This window comes from Streptomyces sp. MUM 203J, assembly GCF_022414595.1.
GTDB lineage: Bacteria > Actinomycetota > Actinomycetes > Streptomycetales > Streptomycetaceae > Streptomyces.
The window spans coordinates 13,692-32,808 of record NZ_JADWYO010000066.1; the positions used below are offsets into that span (position 1 = coordinate 13,692).

The window sequence follows — 19,117 nt, forward strand, 5'->3', positions numbered from 1 at the left end:
ACCTCTTTCCGGCCTACGGTCGTCTCATGGGTCCGCACTCGGCTGGAAATGACCACATGGCGGGAAGCATGGCTGGAACTCCCCTCGCACGCGCCGAGCCGTTCGTCTGGCTGACGGCCCGGGTCCTCGAACAGCGCCGCTTCGCCTACCACTTCCTGGGCGGGGACGCAGAGGCCGTGGAGGTCGCGCTGACCGCGTACGCCAACGGGGACGGCGGCTACGGGCACGCCCTGGAGCCGGATGTCAGAGGCCCGGTGAGCCAGCCCCTGCACGCCGCGCACGCGCTGCGCGTCCTCGACTCGATCGGCCGGTGCGGCGGGCTGCGTGCGGAACGCGTCTGCCGGTACCTGAGCCAGGTGTCCACGCGGGACGGCGCGATCCCGGTGATCCACCCCTCCGTACGCGGCTACCCGGTCGCGCCTTTCCTCAAGGTCGTCGACGACCCTCCCAGCGACCTGCTGGCGACCGGGCCCGTGGTGGGGCTGCTGCACCGCAACCAGGTGTGGCACGCATGGCTGTTCCGCGCCACCGACTTCTGCTGGTCCGCCGTGGAGGCGATCGGCTCCGCGTCGCGGCCCACGCACCCGTACGAGGTGGAGGCGGCCGTCGCCTTCCTGGACGGGGTCCCGGACCGGGCCCGCGCGGAGGCCGCCGCCGACCGGCTGGGCAGGCTGGTGCGGGAACGGCGGCTGGTCGTGCTGGAGCCGGAGAAGGCCGCGGACCACCCGGTGGCCCCCGGGTACGCGCCGGGCGAGCACCACTTCCCGTACGACTACGCACGCGTACCGGACTCGCTGGCCCGCCGGTGGTTCACGGACGAGGAGATGACCCGCGCGCTGGACCATCTCGCGGCCGGCCAGTCCGAGGACGGCGGCTGGCCCCTCACCCGGCGCCGGTGGTCCCCGGCGGCGGCCCTGGATTCCCGCCCGATGGCCACCGTCGAGGCTCTGTGCACCCTGCAGTCCCACGGCCGCGCCATCGGGTGACACGGCGCGCGGCGGCGGGGCGCTCCCCCGCGCCCGCCGGGCCCCGCTGCGGGCGGACGCCGTCGGCTGCGCGCCACCTGGACGGCCCGCGCCGGACGGCGTCCGCCACCCGTCACCAGCCCAACGCCCGCGCCCCCGCCGTCACGCCCACCGCCACCGCGACCACCACGAGAAACGGCGCTCGCAGCACCAGCGCGAGCCCCGCCGCCCCGAGCCCCGCCGCCCGCGCGTCCACCACCAGCGCCCCGCCCGCGCTGAAGCTCTGCTGAGCGATGAGCGCCGCGAGCAGCGCGACCGGCACCAGCCCGGCCAGCCGCCGCACCAGGGGCCGCTCCAGGGCGTGCGCGGGCACCAGGAGCCCGGCCAGTTTCAGGAGGTAGCAGCCGAGCGCGGTGAGCCCGATCGCCGCCCACACCACCGTCGTACTCATCGCGCCTCCCCCTTCCCCGCTTCGCGCCGCCGCCCCTGGGCCCACAGCACGGCGGGCGCCGCGAGCACCGCGACGAGCACGGGTACGCCCGCCGGGAGCACCGGCAGCAGCCCGAGCCCGACGACCACGGCGAGCAGCGCCACGGCCCGCTCGGTCGCCGTACGCAGCATCGGCGCGAGCAGGGCGAGGAACGCGGCCGGCCCGGCGGCGTCCAGCCCCCACGCGTCCGTGTCCCCGATGGCCTCGGCCCCCAGGGCGCCGAGCAGGGTGGTCAGGTTCCACAGGACGTACAGGGTCAGCCCGGTGACCGCGAAACCGATGCGGGCGGCCCGGCGGTCCGGCTGCGCCAGGGAGACGGCCGTCGTCTCGTCGATGACCCAGTGCGCGGCGAACGGGCGCACCGCGCGCGGCACGGCGAGGAGCTGCGAGAGGCGCAGCCCGTAGAACGCGTTGCGGGTGCCCAGGAAGAAGGCGCCCGCCGCGGCGGTGAAGGGGTTGCCTCCGGCGGCGAGCGCGCCGACCAGCGCGAACTGCGAGGCCCCGGTGAAGACGGCCAGGCTGAGCAGGCAGGTCTGGAGCAGGCCGAGGCCCGCCCCGACGGAGGTCACGCCGAAGGCGAAGCCGGAGAGGCCCACGGCCACGCCGACGCCGAGCGAGTCCCGGACGACGGCGGCGTCCGGCTTGGCCCCGGTCGGCCCGGCGGGGTCCGGCACGGCCGGCCGTGCGGCGTCCGGCACGGCTTCGGCCTGCGCGGCCGGGGGTGGTGCTGTCGGTGCTGTCGGTGCTGTCTGTTCTCCCACGCCGGGCACGCTACGGCCGCCGCGACGGCGGGGTCTTGTACGTTCTTGCGCGTTCCCGCTGGTACGCACCGGGCGGAACACCCACGATCCGGGCGAAGTGCCGGGTCAGGTGCGGCTGGTCGGTGAACCCGACGGTCACGGCGGCCTGGGCGGGCGCGGTCCCCGCCTCCAGGAGGCGGCGCGCCTCCCGCACGCGCGCGTCGGTGAGCCAGGTGTGCGGCGGCATCCCGTAGGCGGCCTTGAACGCGCGCATCAGCGCGAAGGGGCCGGTGTCCAGCTCGCGGGCGAGCTGTTCCAGGGACGGCGGCGCGGCCATCCGCTCCAGCAGGATCTCCCGCGCGCGGGCGGCCACCCGGGCCCCGGCGGCGACGGGCTGGCGGGCCGGCCGGACCTGCCCGTGGCGGCGCAGCATCCGGGCGAGGACGACCCTCAGGACGCTGTCGGCGGCGAGCGCGTTGCCCTCCTCCGCCGCGCGGTGGACGGCCCGGACGAGCCGGGCGGTGCTCTCGTCCGCGACGATCGTCTCGCTGAAGGACGGAGTGCCGCGCAGCGCGGTCTCCTCGCGCGCGATACCGGCGACCAGCTCGCGGGACGGGTACAGCGTGGCGTACGACCAGCCTTCCGGGATCCCGGCGTGCGCGGCGTGCGGCACCTCGGGGTTGATGAGCACGATGGTGCCGGGGTGCGCCTGGATGGTCCCGTCGGGCATGACGACGTCCTCGACGCCCCGCCGGACGGCGCCGAGGACGAAGCCCTCGTGGCTGTGGCGGGCGAAGGAGTGCCGGACGTAGCGGGCCCGCAGCAGGTCGAGCCCGGGGAGGCCGGGGTACTGCCAGTGCCTGGCCCACTCGTCGCCCGTGCGCGGAGTGTCCATGCCCCCATTCTGCGCCCGCCCGCATTCCGCCTGACCTGCGCGTCCATCTGCCGGACGGCGGTCGCGGGGCCGGTCGTCGGCGGGTTTGTCAGTGGCGGGGTGCACGATGGGGGACATGGCCGGGACCGCACTCGACTCCTTCTCCCCCGCGACCCGCGGTTGGTTCACCGGGGCGTTCAGCGCGCCCACCGCCGCCCAGGAGGGCGCGTGGCGGGCCATCGGCGCGGGCTCGGACGTCCTGGTGGTGGCGCCGACCGGGTCCGGCAAGACGCTGGCCGCGTTCCTGGCGGCGCTGGACCGGCTGACGTCGACGCCGCCGCCGGCCGAGGCGCGCAAGCGCTGCCGGGTGCTGTACGTGTCGCCGCTGAAGGCGCTCGCGGTGGACGTGGAGCGGAACCTGCGCAGCCCGCTGACCGGAATCCGCCAGGAGGCTGTGCGGCTGGGGCTGCCGGAGCCGGAGGTCCGGGTCGGTATCCGCTCGGGCGACACCCACGCCGCCGAGCGGCGCTCGCTGGCGACCCGGCCGCCGGACATCCTGATCACCACGCCCGAGTCGCTGTTCCTGATGCTGACGTCCGCGTCACGCGAGGCGCTGTCGGGCGTGGAGACGGTGATCCTGGACGAGGTGCACGCCGTGGCCGGGACGAAGCGGGGTGCCCATCTGGCGCTGTCCCTGGAACGGCTGGACGAGCTGCTGCCCCGCCCCGCGCGCCGGATCGGGCTCTCGGCGACGGTACGGCCGGTGGACGAGGTGGCGCGGTTCCTGTCGCCGCAGCGGCGGGTGGAGGTGGTGCAGCCGCCGTCGGGCAAGGAGTTCGACCTGTCCGTGGTGGTGCCGGTGGAGGACCTGGGCGAGCTGGGCGGTTCACCGGCAGCCGACGCCGCGGAGGGCCCCGGGGGCGAGAAGCCGTCGATCTGGCCGCATGTGGAGGAGCGGATCGCGAACCTCGTCCAGGAGCACCGCTCCACGATCGTGTTCGCCAACTCGCGGCGGCTGGCGGAGCGGCTGTGCAACCGGCTGAACGAGATCGCGTACGAGCGCGCCACGGGCGAGACCATGCCCGAGGAGGCGCCCCCCGCCGAGCTCATGGCCCAGTCGGGCGCCGCCAAGGGTGCGCCGCCGCTGCTGGCGCGGGCGCACCACGGCTCGGTGTCCAAGGAGCAGCGGGCCCTGGTGGAGGAGGACCTGAAGGCGGGCCGGCTGCCCGCCGTGGTGGCGACGTCCAGTCTGGAGCTGGGCATCGACATGGGCGCCGTCGACCTGGTCGTCCAGGTGGAGTCACCGCCGTCGGTGGCGTCCGGGCTCCAGCGGGTGGGCCGCGCCGGGCACCAGGTGGGGGCGGTGTCGCGGGGCGTGGTGTTCCCGAAGTACCGGGGCGACCTGGTGCAGGCGGCGGTGGTGACCGAGCGGATGCGGCAGGGCTCCATCGAGGCGCTGCGGGTCCCCGCCAACCCGCTGGACGTGCTGGCGCAGCAGCTCGTCGCCACGGTGGCGCTGGACACATGGCAGTTCGACGACCTGCTGGCGCTGGTGCGGCGTGCGGCGCCGTTCGCGTCACTGCCGGAGTCGGCGTTCACGGCGGTGCTGGACATGCTGGCGGGACGCTATCCGTCGGACGCGTTCGCGGAGCTGCGCCCACGCGTGGTGTGGGACCGGGTCACCGGGGCGGTCACGGGCCGCCCCGGCGCCCAGCGGCTGGCCGTCACCTCGGGCGGCACGATCCCGGACCGGGGCCTGTTCGGGGTGTTCCTGGCGGGCGCCGAACCCGGGAAGGGCGGCGGCGGTCGACGGGTGGGCGAGCTGGACGAGGAGATGGTGTACGAGTCGCGCGTGGGCGACGTGTTCACGCTCGGCACCTCGTCGTGGCGGATCGAGGACATCACCCGCGACCGGGTGCTGGTCTCCCCGGCGCCCGGGGTGCCGGGGCGGCTCCCGTTCTGGAAGGGCGACCAGCTGGGCCGCCCGCTCGAACTGGGGCGTGCGGTGGGAGCGTTCCTGCGGGAGATCGGTTCGCTGGCACCGGACGACGCGCGGCTGCGGCTGCTGGCGGCGGGCCTGGACGCGTGGGCGGCCGACAACGTGCTGGCGTATCTGGACGAGCAGCGCCGCGCCTGCGGGCACGTACCGGACGACCGGACGATCCTGGTCGAGCGGTTCCGTGACGAGCTGGGCGACTGGCGGGTGGTGGTGCACTCGCCGTTCGGGGCCCAGGTGCACGCCCCGTGGGCGCTGGCCCTGGGCGCCCGGCTGGCGGAGCGGTTCGGACTGGACGCACAGGTCATGCACGCCGACGACGGCATCGTGCTGCGCATCCCGGACGCCGACCTGATGGGCCTCGACCTGCTGGACGGCGCCCCGGGCACGCCCGGACCCGCGCCGGGCCTGGAGTGGGACAGCGAGCAGGCGCCGCTCGGCGCCGCCGACGTCGCCTTCGACAAGGGCGAGATCGACCGGACCGTCACCGACCAGGTCGGCGGCTCGGCCCTGTTCGCGTCCCGGTTCCGGGAGTGCGCCGCGCGCGCCCTCCTGCTGCCCCGCCGCAGCCCGGGCAAGCGCACCCCGCTGTGGCAACAGCGCCAGCGCGCCGCGCAACTGCTGCAGGTGGCCAGCGAGTTCGGCTCGTTCCCGATCGTGCTGGAGGCGGTCCGCGAGTGCCTCCAAGACGTGTTCGACGTGCCGGGCCTCCAAGAGCTGATGGGCGACATCGAGTCGCGCCGGGTCCGGCTGGTCGAGGTCACGACCCCGGAGCCCTCCCCGTTCGCCCGCTCCCTCCTCTTCGGGTACGTCGCCCAGTTCCTGTACGAGGGTGACTCACCGCTCGCGGAGCGGCGGGCCGCCGCGCTGTCGCTGGACTCGCGGCTGCTGGCCGAGCTGCTGGGCCAGGCGGAGCTGCGGGAGCTGCTGGACCCGGACGTGCTCACCGAGCTGGAGGCGGAGCTTCAGTGGCGCGTCGAGGACCGGCGGGTGAAGGACGCCGAGGCCGTGGCCGACGCGCTGCGCGTGCTGGGCCCTCTCACCGACGCCGAGCTGGCCGAGCGGGGCGCCGATCCTGCCTGGGTGCGGGAGCTGACGGCGGCCCGCCGGGCCATTCAGGTCCGGATCGCGGGGGCCGGGCACTGGGCGGCCGTCGAGGACGCGGGCCGCCTGCGGGACGCGCTCGGCACGGCCCTTCCGGTGGGCGTCCCCGAGGCGTTCACCGAACCGGTGAAGGACCCCCTGTGCGACCTCCTGGCCCGCTACGCGCGCACCCACGGCCCGTTCACCTCCACGGAGGCCGCCGCCCGCTTCGGTCTCGGCACGGCCGTCACCGACGGGGCCCTGCACCGACTGGCCGCCGCGGGCCGCGTCGTGCAGGGGGAGTTCCACCCCTCCGGCATCGGCCAGGAGTGGTGCGACACGGCGGTGCTGCGGCGGCTGCGGCGCCGTTCCCTGGCCGCGCTGCGCCAGGAGCTGGAGCCGGTCCCGCCGGCCTCGCTGGCCACGTTCCTGCCGCAGTGGCAGCACCTGGGCGGCGGAGGCCTGCGCGGCCTCGACGGCCTGGCCCGCGCGATCGAACAGCTCCAGGGCGCGCCCGTCCCCGCGTCCGCCCTGGAGAAGCTGGTCCTCCCGTCCCGCGTCCGCGACTACAGCCCCGCGCTGCTCGACGAACTCACCACCACCGGCGAGGTCCTGTGGGCGGGGGCCGGGTCCCTGCCCGGCAAGGACGGCTGGATCACGCTCTATCTGGCGGACGCGGCACCCCTGCTGCTGCCCCCGCCGCACCCTCTCGAGCCGACAGCCCTGCACGAGTCGGTGCTCACCGCCCTGTCCGGCGGCTACGGCCTGTTCTTCCGTCAGATCGCGGACCAGGTGCGGGCCACCACGCACCCGGACGTGACGGACCCGCAGCTCGCGGACGCCCTGTGGGAGCTGGCCTGGTCCGGGCGCCTCACCAACGACACCCTGGCCCCGCTGCGCGCCCTGCTCGGCTCGGGCCGCACGGCCGGCTCCACCGCGCACCGCGCCCGCCGCCAGGTCCCGCGGGGCCGGTACGGCACGCTGACGGCGACCGCGCTGGGCGCGGCGTACGGCGGCTCGGCGCAGGGCACGGCCCGCGGCCCCGGACGGCCCGCGTCCCGCTCCGGCCCGCCCACCGTGTCCGGCCGCTGGGCCCTGCTCCCGCCCCCGGAACCAGAGCCCACACACCGGGCCCACGCGCTGGCCCGCACCTTGCTGGACCGGCACGGCGTGGTCACTCGTGGCGCGGTGGCGGCCGAGGGCGTCGAGGGCGGTTTCTCCGCGACGTACCGGATCCTGTCGGCGTTCGAGGACAGCGGCCAGGCCCGCCGTGGCTACGTGGTGGAAGGCCTGGGTGCCGCCCAGTTCGCGATGGACGGCGCGGTGGACCGGCTGCGCGCGGCGGCCGCGGCCCGGGAACGCGGCGGTGACACGGACGGTCCCCAGGCGCTCGTCCTGGCCGCCGCCGACCCCGCCAACGCCTACGGCGCCGCCCTGCCGTGGCCCGAACCGCCGGCCGGGGCGACCCACAAGCCCGGCCGCAAGGCAGGCTCCCTGGTGGTGCTGGTGGACGGCGAACTGATCCTCTACGTCGAGCGAGGGGGCAAGACCCTGCTGTCCTGGCCGGCCGACCCCGACTCCCCCGTTCTCCAGGCCGCGGCACACGCCCTGGCCGGGGCCGCGCGTGCCGGTGCCCTCGGCACGGTCACCGTCGAGCGGGTCAACGGCACCTCCGCGCTCACCTCACCGCTCGGCCGCCCCCTGGAGGCCGCCGGGTTCCACGCCACCCCCAGAGGCCTCCGCCTCCGTCCCTGACCCTCCCGGTCCCGCATCATGGACTCATGCCCGAAGGCGACACGGTCTGGCTCACCGCGCACCGTATGCACGGGGCCCTGGCCGGACACGTCCTCACCCGCTCCGACCTGCGGGTTCCGCGCTTCGCGACGGCCGACCTGACAGGGCGGACGGTCCTGGACGTCACCCCGCGCGGCAAGCACCTGCTGGCCCGCTTCGAGGGCGGCCTCACTCTCCACTCCCATCTGCGGATGGACGGCTCCTGGCGGGTGTACGCGGCCGACGAGCGCTGGCGGGGCGGCCCCGCCCACCAGATCCGGGCGGTCCTCGGCACGACCGGGCACACCGTGGTCGGCTACCGGCTGCCAGTGCTCGAACTGCTGCGCACCGCGGACGAGCCCGCCGTCGTCGGCCACCTCGGCCCCGATCTGCTCGGGCCCGACTGGGACCTGGACGAGGCCGTACGCCGGGTGAGCGCCGACCCGTCCCGCCCGCTGGGGGACGCCCTGCTGGACCAGCACAACATCGCGGGGATCGGCAACGTCTACAAGTGCGAGCTGGCCTTCCTCGCCGGGGTCACACCCTGGCTGCCGGTCGGGGAGCTGCCACCGGACGTACCCGCGCGGCTGCTCGCGACGGCGCAGCGCCTGCTGGCCGCCAACAGGAGCCGCGTCGAGCGCCGCACCACCTCCGGCGGCCGCACCGGCCGGCGCCTGTACGTCTACGGCCAGGCCCACCGCCCGTGCCCCCGTTGCGCCGCCCCGATCCGCTGCGACACCTCGGACGCCCGCGTCACGTACTGGTGTCCACGCTGCCAGTCCGGTCCGGGCCCGCGCGGCTAGGGGCAGGGGCGTGTCCGCGCGGAACGGGGCTCCGGGTCTGTCCGCCGCCTCTCCGGCGCCGGAGAGGCGGAAGGGCTCGGCCGCTCCGGTCCCGGAACGCGCGGGAGCCGCGGCCCGTCCGGCGTCCGAGGAGGAGCGCCGCTCGGGCACGGCAGCGGGGCCCCGAGCGGCACCCCGGTGCCGGGAACGGGCAGGACAGGGGCATCCACCAGGACGCCCGCCTCACCGCCGCCACCGCACCGCCCGCACCACATCCCACACGACGCCCCGCACCACCTCCGGAACCGAGTCCTGCACCACCGCCGCCCAGCGGGACCGCCGCCCCGCAGACCCCCCGCGGCGGCCCGGCGCGGCAGCGACATGGACGGGCAGCAGGCTGAGCCCCCAGCCGCCGGTCGCCGCCGCGCTCTCGACGAGGCCCGTCTGCTCGGGCACCAGGGCCAGCCTCAGCACCGCCCACCACCACAGCCCGCCCAGTACGAGCGCCGACACCAGCGCCGGCAGCGGGAACCGTCGCCCTGCCATGGCCGCCTCCTCCGGTCGACGCTAGACCGGCACGATCACCCGGCGTCAGGGCGCACCGGTGCGGCCCCGGCGCATCCGTCGTCCCGTGCCGCGCCCGTCACCCCGCAGCTCACCTCAGACGCTCTCCGCCTGGAACATCCATGCGTGCTTCTCGAGGTCGGCGGTCAGTCCGATGAGCAGGTCCTGCGTCACGGGATCCGGCTCGGCGGTCGCGCCCACCCGTTCCCGCATCCGGCCGATCACCGCGCCCAGCGCGTCCACCATGATGCGTACGGCGTCGTCGTCCTGGATCCATCCCTCCGGCACGGGCCCGATCGCGCTCCCGGCCGCGACGGTGGCGGCCCGGCCGTCCGGGTTGACGCCGAGAGCCGACGCACGCTCCGCGACGACGTCCGAGTGCTGACGGGCCGTGGCCACCACCTCGTCCAGCTGGAGATGGACGGAACGGAAGCGGGACCCGACCACGTTCCAGTGCACCTGCTTGGCCACCAGGGCCAGATCCACCGTGTCCACGAGCGCGCCCTGGAGGGCCTCACCGACCACCTTGAGATCGGCGTCCGGCAACGGGCTTCTGACGACAGCCATCCGAAACCTCCCTGTCCACCACATGCACCAAAGCGCATGCCACACAAAACGGGCATTCGACGACAAGCGAAAGCCCCGGTCCGGCACCGAGTACCCGACCGGGGCCACACCCCAAACGTCAGCCAGACTTCAGCAGGCCACCCGCCGACCGCTCACGCGGCGACGACGTCGACCGCCTCGGCAGGCGCCTTGATGGTGACTCGTTCCGTCGGCACACCGGCCACCGACGTCACGGAGACAGAGTTGAGCATCGGGCGCACCGGCGCCGGCACCGGCTCCCTGACCGTTGCCGACTGCGCCAGCTCCGCCAGCGACAGTTCGTCACTGACCTCGCGCATAAGCTCGGACATCCGTACGTCCAGCGCGTCGCAGATCGCGGAGAGCAGTTCGGAGGAAGCCTCCTTCTGCCCCCGCTCCACCTCGGAAAGATAGCCGAGCGATACTCGGGCGGACGAGGAGACTTCGCGCAGAGTACGGCCCTGGCGCTGGCGCTGCCGACGCAGCACGTCACCCAGCAGGCGACGGAGCAGAATCATCGGTGGCTCCCTCCTCGGACCGCGTAGCCGCATCCTTCACGCCCCACCGTACCGCCTCGCGCCGCGGCCGTGCGGGGAGCGATGACGTGTTCACTCAGGGCTGCAAACATCAATTCCCCCCGTTCTGTTCCGTATCCTTTGCCCGCGCATTCCCCGGGAGTTCCCCCGGAAGGGAGTTCGCGCGTCCGTTCACGTCCTCGCGGACGCCCTCGTGCACGTCGTCGTGCCCGATCTCGTCCGCGAGCAGCTCCAGCGCGCTCCGTACACTCTCTCTACGGATTTCCGCGCGGTCGCCGTTCAACCGCAGCGCGGCCACTTTCCCGCCCGCGGCACCCGCGGCAGAGGGCCCGCACACGGCGACGTACACCGTTCCCACCGGCTGTCCGTCCTGCGGCTCGGGCCCCGCGACCCCGGTGGTCGCGACGCCCCAGTCGGCGCCCAGCCGGCTGCGCACCCCGCGCGCCATCTGCAGCGCGACCTCCGCGTCGACCGCGCCCCGCTGGTCCAGCAGCTCCCGGTCCACGCCGAGCAGCAGGTGCTTCAGCCCGGTCGCGTACGCGGTGACGGAGCCGCGGAAGACGGCGGACGCCCCGGGTACCGAGGTCAGCTCGGCGGCCACCAGGCCGCCGGTCAGCGACTCCGCCACCGCCAGCGTCCGCCCGCGCTCGGCGAGCATGCGCAGCACCCGCCCCGCGACCGGCGCCTCCGCCCCGCCCACTGTCACCGCGGCGGCTCCGAAGCGGCGGCCCCACCGGCACCCCCGGCCACGGAGGTCCGTTCCCGTTCCGCGGCCAGGCCCCTGCGGCGCAGCACGACCGCCTGTCGCACGTAGTCGAGCCCGGTGGCCACCGTCAGCACGACGGCGACGGCCATCACCCACCACCGCAGGGTGGCCAGCGGCCCGGTCAGCGCCAGCACGTACATGCCGACCGCCGTGCCCTGCGCCAGGGTCTTCACCTTGCCGCCCCGGCTGGCCGGGATGACCCCGTGCCTGATCACCCAGAAGCGCAGCAGCGTGATGCCCAGCTCACGGAAGAGGATCACCCCGGTCACCCACCAGGGCAGCTCCTCCAGCGCGGACAGGCTGATCAGCCCGGCCGCCATGATCGCCTTGTCCGCGATCGGGTCCGCGATCTTCCCGAAGTCCGTGACCAGGTTGTACGTACGGGCCAGGTGCCCGTCGAACACGTCGGTGATCATGGCGACGGCGAACGCCGCCCAGGCCCACGCGCGCCAGACGGGGTCATAGCCGCCGTCCTGGAGCAGCAGGACCACGAATCCGGGCACGAGCACGAGCCGGACCATCGTCAGGATGTTGGCGATGTTCCACAGGCTGGCCTGGTTCACCGCCGCCGCGCCCAGCTTGCCGCCGGGCGCCCGCCTGCCCGTACCGCCCGCAGCCGACGCCGGGACTCCGGTCATCTGCCCGCCTCCTCGGCCAGCTCGGCCACCTCGATCACCTCGGCCACCAGGTCGACGCCTTCCGTACCGACGGCCTTGGCCTTGACCATACGGCCGGCGACCAGGCCCTCGCTTGTCGCGAACAGCACCTGCCCGTCCGTCTCGGGCGCCTGGTGGGCGGCACGCCCCACGGCGGCGTACTCGTCCTCGTCGAGATCATCCCCCTCGACGGACTCGACGAGCACCTCCAGGGTCTCCCCCAGGCGCTCCTCGGCGCGCTGCGCGGTCAGCTCCTCCGCGAGCCGCGACAGATGCGCCAGCCGCGCGTCGACGACCTCCTGGTCGAGCTTCCTCTCGTACGTGGCCGCCTCGGTGCCGTCCTCGTCCGAGTAGCCGAACACACCGATGGCGTCCAGCCGCGCGTGGGTGAGGAAACGCTCCAGCTCCGCGAAGTCCTGGTCGGTCTCGCCGGGGAAGCCGACGATGAAGTTGGACCGGACACCCGCCTGCGGGACCTTGCCGCGGATGGTGTCCAGCAGCTCCAGGAACCGCTCGGTGTCACCGAACCGCCGCATCGCGCGCAGCACGCCGGGCGCGGAGTGCTGGAAGGACAGGTCGAAGTAGGGGGCGACCTTCTCGGTCGACGTCAGCACGTCGATGAGACCGGGCCGCATCTCGGCGGGCTGGAGGTAGCTGACCCGGATCCGCTCGATGCCGTCGACGGCGCCCAGCTCGGGCAGCAGGGACTCCAGAAGGCGGATGTCGCCGAGGTCCTTGCCGTACGAGGTGTTGTTCTCGGAGACCAGCATGATCTCCTTCACGCCCTGCTCGGCCAGCCAGCGCGTCTCGTTCAGGACGTCGCTGGGGCGGCGGGAGACGAAGGAGCCGCGGAATGACGGGATGGCGCAGAAGGAGCAGCGCCGGTCACAGCCGGAGGCCAGCTTGACGGAGGCGACCGGGCTGCGGTCCAGGCGGCGGCGCAGCGGGGCACGCGGCCCGGACGCCGGGGCGAGCCCGTCAGGCAGGTCCTCCAGCACCGGGGCGGCCTCGTCGGCGCCCTCAGCGACCCCTTCAGAGGCCTGAGGCACACCCCCCGGCCCCTCCCCAAGGGCAGGGGCCTCCGTGGCGGCCTCAGAGCCGTGTACGGCTCCGTGGCCGGGGAGCGCGACGGACGCGGCGGCGGCCTGCCGCTCGACGGGGCTCAGCGGGAGCAGCTTGCGCCGGTCCCTCGGGGTGTGGGCGGCGTGGCCGCCGCCGCTGAGGATCGTCTGGAGCCGGTCCGAGATGTCGGCGTAGTCGTCGAAGCCGAGCACCCCGTCCGCCTCGGGCAGCGCGTCGGCCAGCTCCTTGCCGTACCGCTCGGCCATGCAGCCGACGGCGACGACGGCCTGGGTGCGGCCGTGGTCCTTGAGGTCGTTCGCCTCCAGCAGGGCGTCGACGGAGTCCTTCTTGGCGGCTTCGACGAAGCCGCAGGTGTTGACGACGGCCACATCGGCGTCGGAGGCGTCCTCGACGAGCTGCCAGCCGTCCGCTGCCAGGCGGCCTGCAAGCTCCTCCGAGTCCACCTCGTTACGGGCGCAGCCAAGAGTGACAAGGGCGACGGTACGGCGTTCGGGCATGGACTCAAGACTACTTCGTCCCGACAGCACCTCTGGCGCACAGGTCCACCGCCGCCCTCGTCACCGCCCGATCCCGGGGATTCCGGGCCTCAGCCGACCTGCGGGTCGCCCTTCGTGTACGACAGCCGCTCCACGGCGCCCGGTGCGAACTCGTCCTCGACCTTCTTGCCGTTCACGAAGAGCTCGATCGCCCCGGCGTTGCCGAGGATGAGGTCCAGCCGCTCGTCGTCCTGGAAGGTCTTGGAGTCGCCCTTCAGGAGCAGCCCGTCGAAGAGCAGCTTGCCGTCCCGGGCCTTGGCCGAGATCCAGCTCTTGTCGTCGATCGCGGTGAGCTTGACCGTCACCTTGTCCTGCGGCACGGCGGCGATCGCGCTCTCGGACGGCTCCACGGGTTTGGGCGCGGGCGGGGTGGGCCGCAGGGTGGTCGGCTTGCCGGTCGGGGTGGGGGCGGGAGCCTCCGCCACGTTCTTGGCGGCGGAGCCGGTGTCGTCCCGGCCGAACACGGTCCAGCCGACGAACCCGACCACCGCGACGATCGCGGCGACCATGGCGGCGGTCCAGTTGGGCCTGCGCCGCTCGGGGCGGATCCGCTCCGCCTCGAACAGGGGTGCGGCGGGGGTGGGTGCGGGGCGGCCTCCGTGTGCCTCGTCGTACTGCTTCACCAGTACGGCGGGGTCGAGACCGACAGCCCTGGCGAGCGTCCGCACATGTCCGCGCGCGTACACATCGCCGCCGCACCGCGAGAAGTCGTCCTCCTCGATCGCGTACACGATGGGGACGCGCACGCGGGTGGAGCTGCTGACGTCCTCGACGGTCAGGCCGGCGTCGATGCGGGCTTGGCGGAGGACACGGCCGATCGAGGGCCGGTCGTCCTCGACGGGTTCCGCTTCCGCGGCGAGATCGGGGTCGGGGGGCGAAGGCCGGTCTTCTTCGGGGGAGTTGCCGATGGACACGGGGGCGCCTTTCGAGCGTGTAACCACGTGCTGGAGGTTCAGTCTATGGGTGGGGCGAAAGGGTGGAGCAACCGGGCGGACGGGGTTTGTACGCCATCGGAATGGCGCGGCACCCACGGCGCCAGCGGTATGCGGGCGGGGACACATATTGTGCGCCCCCACATCCAACTTGACGTACGCCCGGGGGCAACGGTTGCTCACGTTTCCCTTACGGCTGGGCAACGACGGGCCGAACCGGTTCCCACGGCCGGAGGGACGGGTACACCTGATGCGGGGTCTCCCGCCTGCGCCGGCGACAGTACGCCGTCGGGGTGAGGGCACTCCGACGGGGTGAAGGCACACGCCCTCCCGTCACCCCACCCGCCGTCAGCTCCCGCTCTCCCCCCGGATCACCGCCAGCACACCGTCCAGTTCGTCCGGCTTCACCAGGACGTCCCGCGCCTTGGATCCCTCGCTCGGGCCCACCACGCCCCGCGACTCCATCAGGTCCATCAGCCGCCCCGCCTTGGCGAACCCGACCCGCAGCTTCCGCTGGAGCATGGACGTCGACCCGAACTGCGTGGTGACGACCAGTTCCGCCGCCGCGCACAGCAGCTCCAGGTCGTCCCCGATCTCCTCGTCGATCTCCTTCTTCTGCTTCGTGCCGGTCGTGACGTCGTCCCGGAAGACCGGCGCCATCTGCGCCTTGCAGTGCCGGACGACCTCCGCGACCTCCTCCTCCGTGACGAACGCCCCCTGAAGCCGTACCGGCTTGTTCGCACCCATCGGGAGGAACAGCCCGTCACCCTTTCCGATGAGCTTCTCGGCCCCGGCCTGGTCGAGGATGACCCGGCTGTCCGCCAGCGACGACGTGGCGAAGGCCAGCCGGGACGGCACGTTCGCCTTGATGAGCCCCGTCACGACGTCCACGGACGGCCGCTGCGTGGCCAGCACCAGGTGGATGCCCGCCGCCCGGGCGAGCTGCGTGATGCGGACGATCGCGTCCTCCACGTCCCGCGGCGCGACCATCATCAGGTCGGCCAGCTCGTCGACGATGACCAGCAGGTACGGGTAGGGCTGGAGTTCCCGCTCGCTCCCCTCCGGCGTCTTGAGCTTCCCGCTGCGCACCGCCGCGTTGAAGTCGTCGATGTGCCGGTAGCCGAAGGCGGCGAGGTCGTCGTAGCGCAGGTCCATCTCGCGGACGACCCACTGGAGCGCCTCGGCGGCCCGTTTGGGGTTGGTGATGATGGGCGTGATCAGGTGCGGGATGCCCTCGTACGCGGTCAGCTCGACCCGCTTCGGGTCGACGAGCACCATCCGCACGTCCTCGGGGGTCGCCCGCATCATGATCGACGTGATGAGACAGTTGATGCAGGACGACTTGCCGGACCCGGTCGCCCCCGCGACCAGCACATGCGGCATCGTCGCCAGGTTGGCCATCACATAGCCGCCCTCGACGTCCTTCCCCAGCCCCACGAGCATCGGGTGGTCGTCCTCGGCCGCCGCCGCGAGCCGCAGCACGTCCCCGAGCTTGACCATCTCGCGGTCGGTGTTCGGGATCTCGATCCCGACCGCGGACTTGCCCGGGATGGGCGAGATGATCCGCACATCCGGGCTGGCCACGGCGTAGGCGATGTTCTTGGTCAGCGCCGTGATCCGCTCGACTTTCACCGCCGGGCCGAGCTCCACCTCGTACCGCGTGACCGTCGGCCCCCGGGTGAAGCCGGTGACATCGGCGTCCACCTTGAACTCGGAGAACACGTTCCGCAGCGAGGCCACGATGGCGTCGTTCGCCGCGCTGCGGGTCTTCCCCGGCCCGCCCCGCTCCAGCAGATCGAGCGCGGGCAGGGCATAGGTGATGTCCCCGGCGAACTGGAGCTGCTCGGCCCGCGCGGGCAGCGGCGGCAGCTCGTCCGGGACGGGCGCGGACTTGGTCAGATCCGGTACGGCGCCACGCGCACCTCCCGGCGCCTCCTCCCGCGCCGGCGGTACGGCGCCGGGGGCACCCGCTCCGGAACCGGTGCCCCGCGCCCGGTCCCGCTCCGTGGTGACGTCCCGCGTCAGATCCGCGACCAGCGGCGACGGCGGCATCCCGTTCAGCACGGCACCGTCCAGATCCGCCGCGGCGGCAGCGGCGATGTCGACGGCGTCCGGGGCCCGGCCGGACGCGGGCCCGGCTGCCTTCCCCGGGCGCTTCCGGCGCCGTGCCAGGGCCTGCGCCTCGGCCTGGTCGTGGTCGTACGGCTCCTCGTCCTGCCCTGTCGAGGCGGACCTCCGCCGGGAGCGGGCGGGCAGCGCCTCCCGCCACTGCTCGTCGTACCGCTCGTCGTCCGGGTTCCCCTCCGGCTGCCCCGGCTCGACGACGCCGAGCCGCACGCCCAGGGCCCGCAGCCGCCGGGGGATGGCGTTCACGGGCGTCGCCGTGACGACGAGCAGTCCGAACACCGTCAGCAGGACGAGCATCGGAACGGCGAGCACCTCGGTCATCAGGAAGATCAGCGGCATGGAGGCGGCCCAGCCGATGAGGCCGCCCGCATCCTGCATGGCCTGCGCCCCCGCGTCCCGCCCCGGGCTCCCGCACGCGATGTGGACCTGCCCGAGCACGCCCACGACCAGCGCCGAGAGGCCCACCACGATCCGCCCGTTGGCCTCGGGCCTCTCGGGGTGCAGGATGAGCCGCACCGCGATGGCCCCGATGAGCAGCGGCACCAGCAGGTCGAGCCGCCCGAACGCGCCGGTCACCAGCATGTCGACGAGGTCCCCGACGGGCCCGCGCAGATTCGCCCAGGTCCCGGCGGCGACGATGAGCGCGAGGCCCAGCAGCAGCAGCGCCAGTCCGTCCTTCCGGTGCGCGGGGTCGAGGCCCTTGGCGCCGCGCCCTATGCCCCGCAGCATCGCGCCCACGGCGTGGGCGAGGCCCAGCCAGACGGCCCGGAGGAGCCGCAGGACACCGCCTGTGGGGGAGGGTGCGGGCTTCTTGGCAGCGGTCTTCTTCGCGGTCTTCTTGGCGGGCGCCTTCTTGGCCGGCCCGGCGGCCTGCCGGGCTGCGGTCTTCTTGGCGGGGGGCTTGCGGGGTGCCGTCTTCTTCGCGGCGCCGCCGGTCGTACGGCCGGCGCGCGGCTTCGCCGTGCCCGCGGTGTCCTGGGAACCCTTGCCGGACGTACGTGAGGCCATGGGGGTGAGGTTACCGGTGTGAGCGGCGGGGGACACGTGTCCGCCTGCTTCACCCGTTCGTGTCGCTACCGGAGTGTACGCGCGGCTGACGCCCGCTGACCCGGCTTCAGACTTCCTCGGATGCGGGCCCGGTGGGAGTGCTCAGCCCTGGACCGGCGCGCCACCGCCCCCGCTGCCCGGCTCCAGCGCGTCCAGCGCCCGCCGCAGTCCGGTGAGTTTGCGTTCCAGGTGGGCGGCGGTCGCGACGGCCGCCGCGTCCGCGTTCTCGCCCTGGAGCTGTTTGGACAGCGCCTCGGCCTGCTCCTCCACGGCCGCGAGCCGCGCGGACAGTTCGGCCAGGATCCCGGCGGACTCCCTGGCGGCCACGGCGGCGTTCTGGCCGCCGCCCGCGCCCTCCAGCTGAAGGCGCAGCAGTGCGGCCTGTTCGCGGAGCTGACAGTTCTTCATGTACAGCTCGACGAACACGGAGACCTTGGCGCGCAGCACCCACGGGTCGAAGGGCTTGGAGATGTAGTCGACCGCGCCCGCCGCGTACCCCCGGAAGGTGTGGTGGGGACCGTGGTTGATGGCGGTCAGGAAGATGATGGGGATGTCGCGCGTCCGCTCGCGCCGCTTGATGTGCGCGGCCGTCTCGAAGCCGTCCATGCCCGGCATCTGGACGTCCAGCAGAATGACCGCGAAGTCGTCGGTCAGCAGCGCCTTGAGCGCTTCCTCCCCTGACGATGCCCGCACCAGCGTCTGATCGAGCGCGGAGAGGATGGCCTCCAGCGCCAGCAGATTCTCCGGCCGGTCATCGACCAGGAGGATCTTGGCCTTCTGCACCATGGCCCGCCCTCCTCGCCCCGGCAGTTGGCCGGGTGCCGCCCCAGAAGACGACTCCCTTGCGCCGTCCGTCCTTGTGCCGGTCATGGTAGCCGCACCCCGCCCGTCGCCACACCCTGTCACCGCGATGTCACTGTGCACGTACCAGAAACGCGGCAGGAGACCAGAAGGTTCCCCGGATACCGGCCCCTCACACGTACACGGCCCCAGGCTGTCCGGCGATCACCGCCGCCCGGCTCCCTCCATGATCACTCTCCGCGCATCCACTGGTCCATGACGGTCAGCAGGTGGTCCGGGTCCACCGGCTTGGTGACGTAGTCGGAGGCGCCCGACTGGATGGCCTTCTCGCGGTCGCCCTTCATCGCCTTCGCCGTGAGCGCGATGATCGGCAGCCCGGCGAACTGCGGCATCCGCCGGATCGCCGTCGTCGTCGCGTATCCGTCCATCTCGGGCATCATGATGTCCATGAGCACGACCGTCAGGTCGTCGTGCTGCTCCAGGACCTCGATGCCCTCACGGCCGTTCTCCGCGTACAGCACGGTCAGACCGTGCTGCTCCAGCACACTGGTGAGGGCGAAGACGTTCCGGATGTCGTCGTCGACGATCAGCACCTTCTCGCCGTTGAACGCGAAGCTCCGGCGCGGCTCCGCACCCTCCTGACCGGCCCGCCCGTTCGGCTGCCGCTGCGACCGGCCGCCCACCGCGGGCCCGGGCTCCCGGTCGGCGGTGCCCATCGCCCCCGGCGCGGTGCCCTGGCCCGGCAGCGCGGGCCGCTGGTCGGTTCCGTCCGGTGCCGGCC

Annotated in this window: 16 protein-coding genes; 3 read left to right on the forward strand and 13 right to left on the reverse strand. The window is 73.8% G+C overall.

The features are described from left to right. Positions 1-68: 68 nt before the first annotated feature. Entirely contained in the window at positions 69-986 is a 918-nt protein-coding gene (locus I3F58_RS24915) for a hypothetical protein (RefSeq protein ID WP_240110933.1), read from the forward strand. A gap of 112 nt (positions 987-1,098) precedes the next feature. Here I3F58_RS24915 and I3F58_RS24920 read toward each other — a convergent pair whose 3' ends face one another. The 3 genes from I3F58_RS24920 to I3F58_RS24930 are packed head-to-tail and all read right to left on the reverse strand — an operon-like array spanning position 1,099 to position 3,090. Continuing rightward, complete coding sequence (locus tag I3F58_RS24920; RefSeq protein ID WP_240110934.1) at positions 1,099-1,416, reverse strand: AzlD domain-containing protein; 318 nt, start codon at positions 1,414-1,416, stop codon at positions 1,099-1,101. Then, positions 1,413-2,216 (reverse strand): AzlC family ABC transporter permease, encoded by an 804-nt coding sequence (locus tag I3F58_RS24925; protein ID WP_374208033.1) that lies wholly within the window; start codon positions 2,214-2,216, stop codon positions 1,413-1,415. The genes I3F58_RS24920 and I3F58_RS24925 overlap by 4 nt, the downstream gene beginning before the upstream one ends. Positions 2,217-2,226: 10 nt before the next feature. Beyond that, positions 2,227-3,090: an AraC family transcriptional regulator gene (locus tag I3F58_RS24930; protein WP_240110935.1), complete on the reverse strand. Its 864-nt coding sequence runs from the start codon at positions 3,088-3,090 to the stop codon at positions 2,227-2,229. A gap of 115 nt (positions 3,091-3,205) precedes the next feature. Here I3F58_RS24930 and I3F58_RS24935 point away from each other — a divergent pair, with 115 nt between their 5' ends. Further along, positions 3,206-7,903 (forward strand): DEAD/DEAH box helicase, encoded by a 4,698-nt coding sequence (locus I3F58_RS24935; RefSeq protein WP_240110936.1) that lies wholly within the window; start codon positions 3,206-3,208, stop codon positions 7,901-7,903. Between the two features lie 26 nt (positions 7,904-7,929). After that, positions 7,930-8,724 carry an Fpg/Nei family DNA glycosylase gene (locus I3F58_RS24940; protein WP_240110937.1) on the forward strand — a complete coding sequence of 265 codons (795 nt, stop codon included), beginning with the start codon at positions 7,930-7,932 and terminating at the stop codon, positions 8,722-8,724. A 222-nt stretch (positions 8,725-8,946) separates the two neighbouring features. Here the strand turns inward: I3F58_RS24940 and I3F58_RS24945 are convergent, their stop codons facing one another. The 10 genes from I3F58_RS24945 to I3F58_RS24990 all read right to left on the reverse strand — a co-directional run. Next, positions 8,947-9,249: a hypothetical protein gene (locus I3F58_RS24945; protein WP_240110938.1), complete on the reverse strand. Its 303-nt coding sequence runs from the start codon at positions 9,247-9,249 to the stop codon at positions 8,947-8,949. 114 nt (positions 9,250-9,363) lie between these two features. Beyond that, positions 9,364-9,834, reverse strand: a complete 471-nt coding sequence (locus I3F58_RS24950; protein ID WP_240110939.1) for a Dps family protein — start codon at positions 9,832-9,834, stop codon at positions 9,364-9,366. Positions 9,835-9,986: 152 nt separating this feature from the next. Then, a complete protein-coding gene (locus I3F58_RS24955) occupies positions 9,987-10,370 on the reverse strand; it encodes a helix-turn-helix domain-containing protein (protein ID WP_240110940.1) in 384 nt (127 codons plus the stop codon). Between the two features lie 109 nt (positions 10,371-10,479). Then, the gene (locus I3F58_RS24960; protein WP_240110950.1) at positions 10,480-11,046 is read right to left on the reverse strand and encodes a CinA family protein; all 567 of its coding nucleotides are present in this window, start codon (positions 11,044-11,046) and stop codon (positions 10,480-10,482) included. Positions 11,047-11,090: 44 nt separating this feature from the next. Then, positions 11,091-11,792: a CDP-diacylglycerol--glycerol-3-phosphate 3-phosphatidyltransferase gene (pgsA, locus tag I3F58_RS24965; protein WP_240110941.1), complete on the reverse strand. Its 702-nt coding sequence runs from the start codon at positions 11,790-11,792 to the stop codon at positions 11,091-11,093. Next, the gene (gene rimO / locus I3F58_RS24970) at positions 11,789-13,390 is read right to left on the reverse strand and encodes a 30S ribosomal protein S12 methylthiotransferase RimO (RefSeq protein WP_240110942.1); all 1,602 of its coding nucleotides are present in this window, start codon (positions 13,388-13,390) and stop codon (positions 11,789-11,791) included. The genes pgsA and rimO overlap by 4 nt, the downstream gene beginning before the upstream one ends. Before the next feature lie 89 nt (positions 13,391-13,479). Then, complete coding sequence (locus tag I3F58_RS24975; RefSeq protein ID WP_240110943.1) at positions 13,480-14,343, reverse strand: helix-turn-helix domain-containing protein; 864 nt, start codon at positions 14,341-14,343, stop codon at positions 13,480-13,482. A 366-nt stretch (positions 14,344-14,709) separates the two neighbouring features. After that, positions 14,710-17,496 carry a DNA translocase FtsK gene (locus I3F58_RS24980; RefSeq protein WP_240110944.1) on the reverse strand — a complete coding sequence of 929 codons (2,787 nt, stop codon included), beginning with the start codon at positions 17,494-17,496 and terminating at the stop codon, positions 14,710-14,712. A 141-nt stretch (positions 17,497-17,637) separates the two neighbouring features. Beyond that, positions 17,638-18,321 carry a two-component system response regulator gene (locus tag I3F58_RS24985; RefSeq protein ID WP_240110945.1) on the reverse strand — a complete coding sequence of 228 codons (684 nt, stop codon included), beginning with the start codon at positions 18,319-18,321 and terminating at the stop codon, positions 17,638-17,640. A gap of 245 nt (positions 18,322-18,566) precedes the next feature. Next, positions 18,567-19,117 (reverse strand): response regulator (locus I3F58_RS24990; protein WP_240110946.1); only part of this gene is annotated, 551 nt, incomplete at its 5' end.

Bases quoted from the DNA above. Each gene is read 5' to 3' on its own strand.
- pgsA (WP_240110941.1), bottom strand. From the start codon at position 11,792: ATGACCGGAGTCCCGGCGTCGGCTGCGGGCGGTACGGGCAGGCGGGCG.
- I3F58_RS24960 (WP_240110950.1), bottom strand. From the start codon at position 11,046: ATGCTCGCCGAGCGCGGGCGGACGCTGGCGGTGGCGGAGTCGCTGACC.
- I3F58_RS24920 (WP_240110934.1), bottom strand. From the start codon at position 1,416: ATGAGTACGACGGTGGTGTGGGCGGCGATCGGGCTCACCGCGCTCGGC.
- I3F58_RS24915 (WP_240110933.1), top strand. From the start codon at position 69: ATGGCTGGAACTCCCCTCGCACGCGCCGAGCCGTTCGTCTGGCTGACG.
- I3F58_RS24950 (WP_240110939.1), bottom strand. From the start codon at position 9,834: ATGGCTGTCGTCAGAAGCCCGTTGCCGGACGCCGATCTCAAGGTGGTC.
- I3F58_RS24955 (WP_240110940.1), bottom strand. From the start codon at position 10,370: ATGATTCTGCTCCGTCGCCTGCTGGGTGACGTGCTGCGTCGGCAGCGC.
- I3F58_RS24935 (WP_240110936.1), top strand. From the start codon at position 3,206: ATGGCCGGGACCGCACTCGACTCCTTCTCCCCCGCGACCCGCGGTTGG.
- I3F58_RS24940 (WP_240110937.1), top strand. From the start codon at position 7,930: ATGCCCGAAGGCGACACGGTCTGGCTCACCGCGCACCGTATGCACGGG.
- rimO (WP_240110942.1), bottom strand. From the start codon at position 13,390: ATGCCCGAACGCCGTACCGTCGCCCTTGTCACTCTTGGCTGCGCCCGT.
- I3F58_RS24945 (WP_240110938.1), bottom strand. From the start codon at position 9,249: ATGGCAGGGCGACGGTTCCCGCTGCCGGCGCTGGTGTCGGCGCTCGTA.
- I3F58_RS24980 (WP_240110944.1), bottom strand. From the start codon at position 17,496: ATGGCCTCACGTACGTCCGGCAAGGGTTCCCAGGACACCGCGGGCACG.
- I3F58_RS24930 (WP_240110935.1), bottom strand. From the start codon at position 3,090: ATGGACACTCCGCGCACGGGCGACGAGTGGGCCAGGCACTGGCAGTAC.
- I3F58_RS24985 (WP_240110945.1), bottom strand. From the start codon at position 18,321: ATGGTGCAGAAGGCCAAGATCCTCCTGGTCGATGACCGGCCGGAGAAT.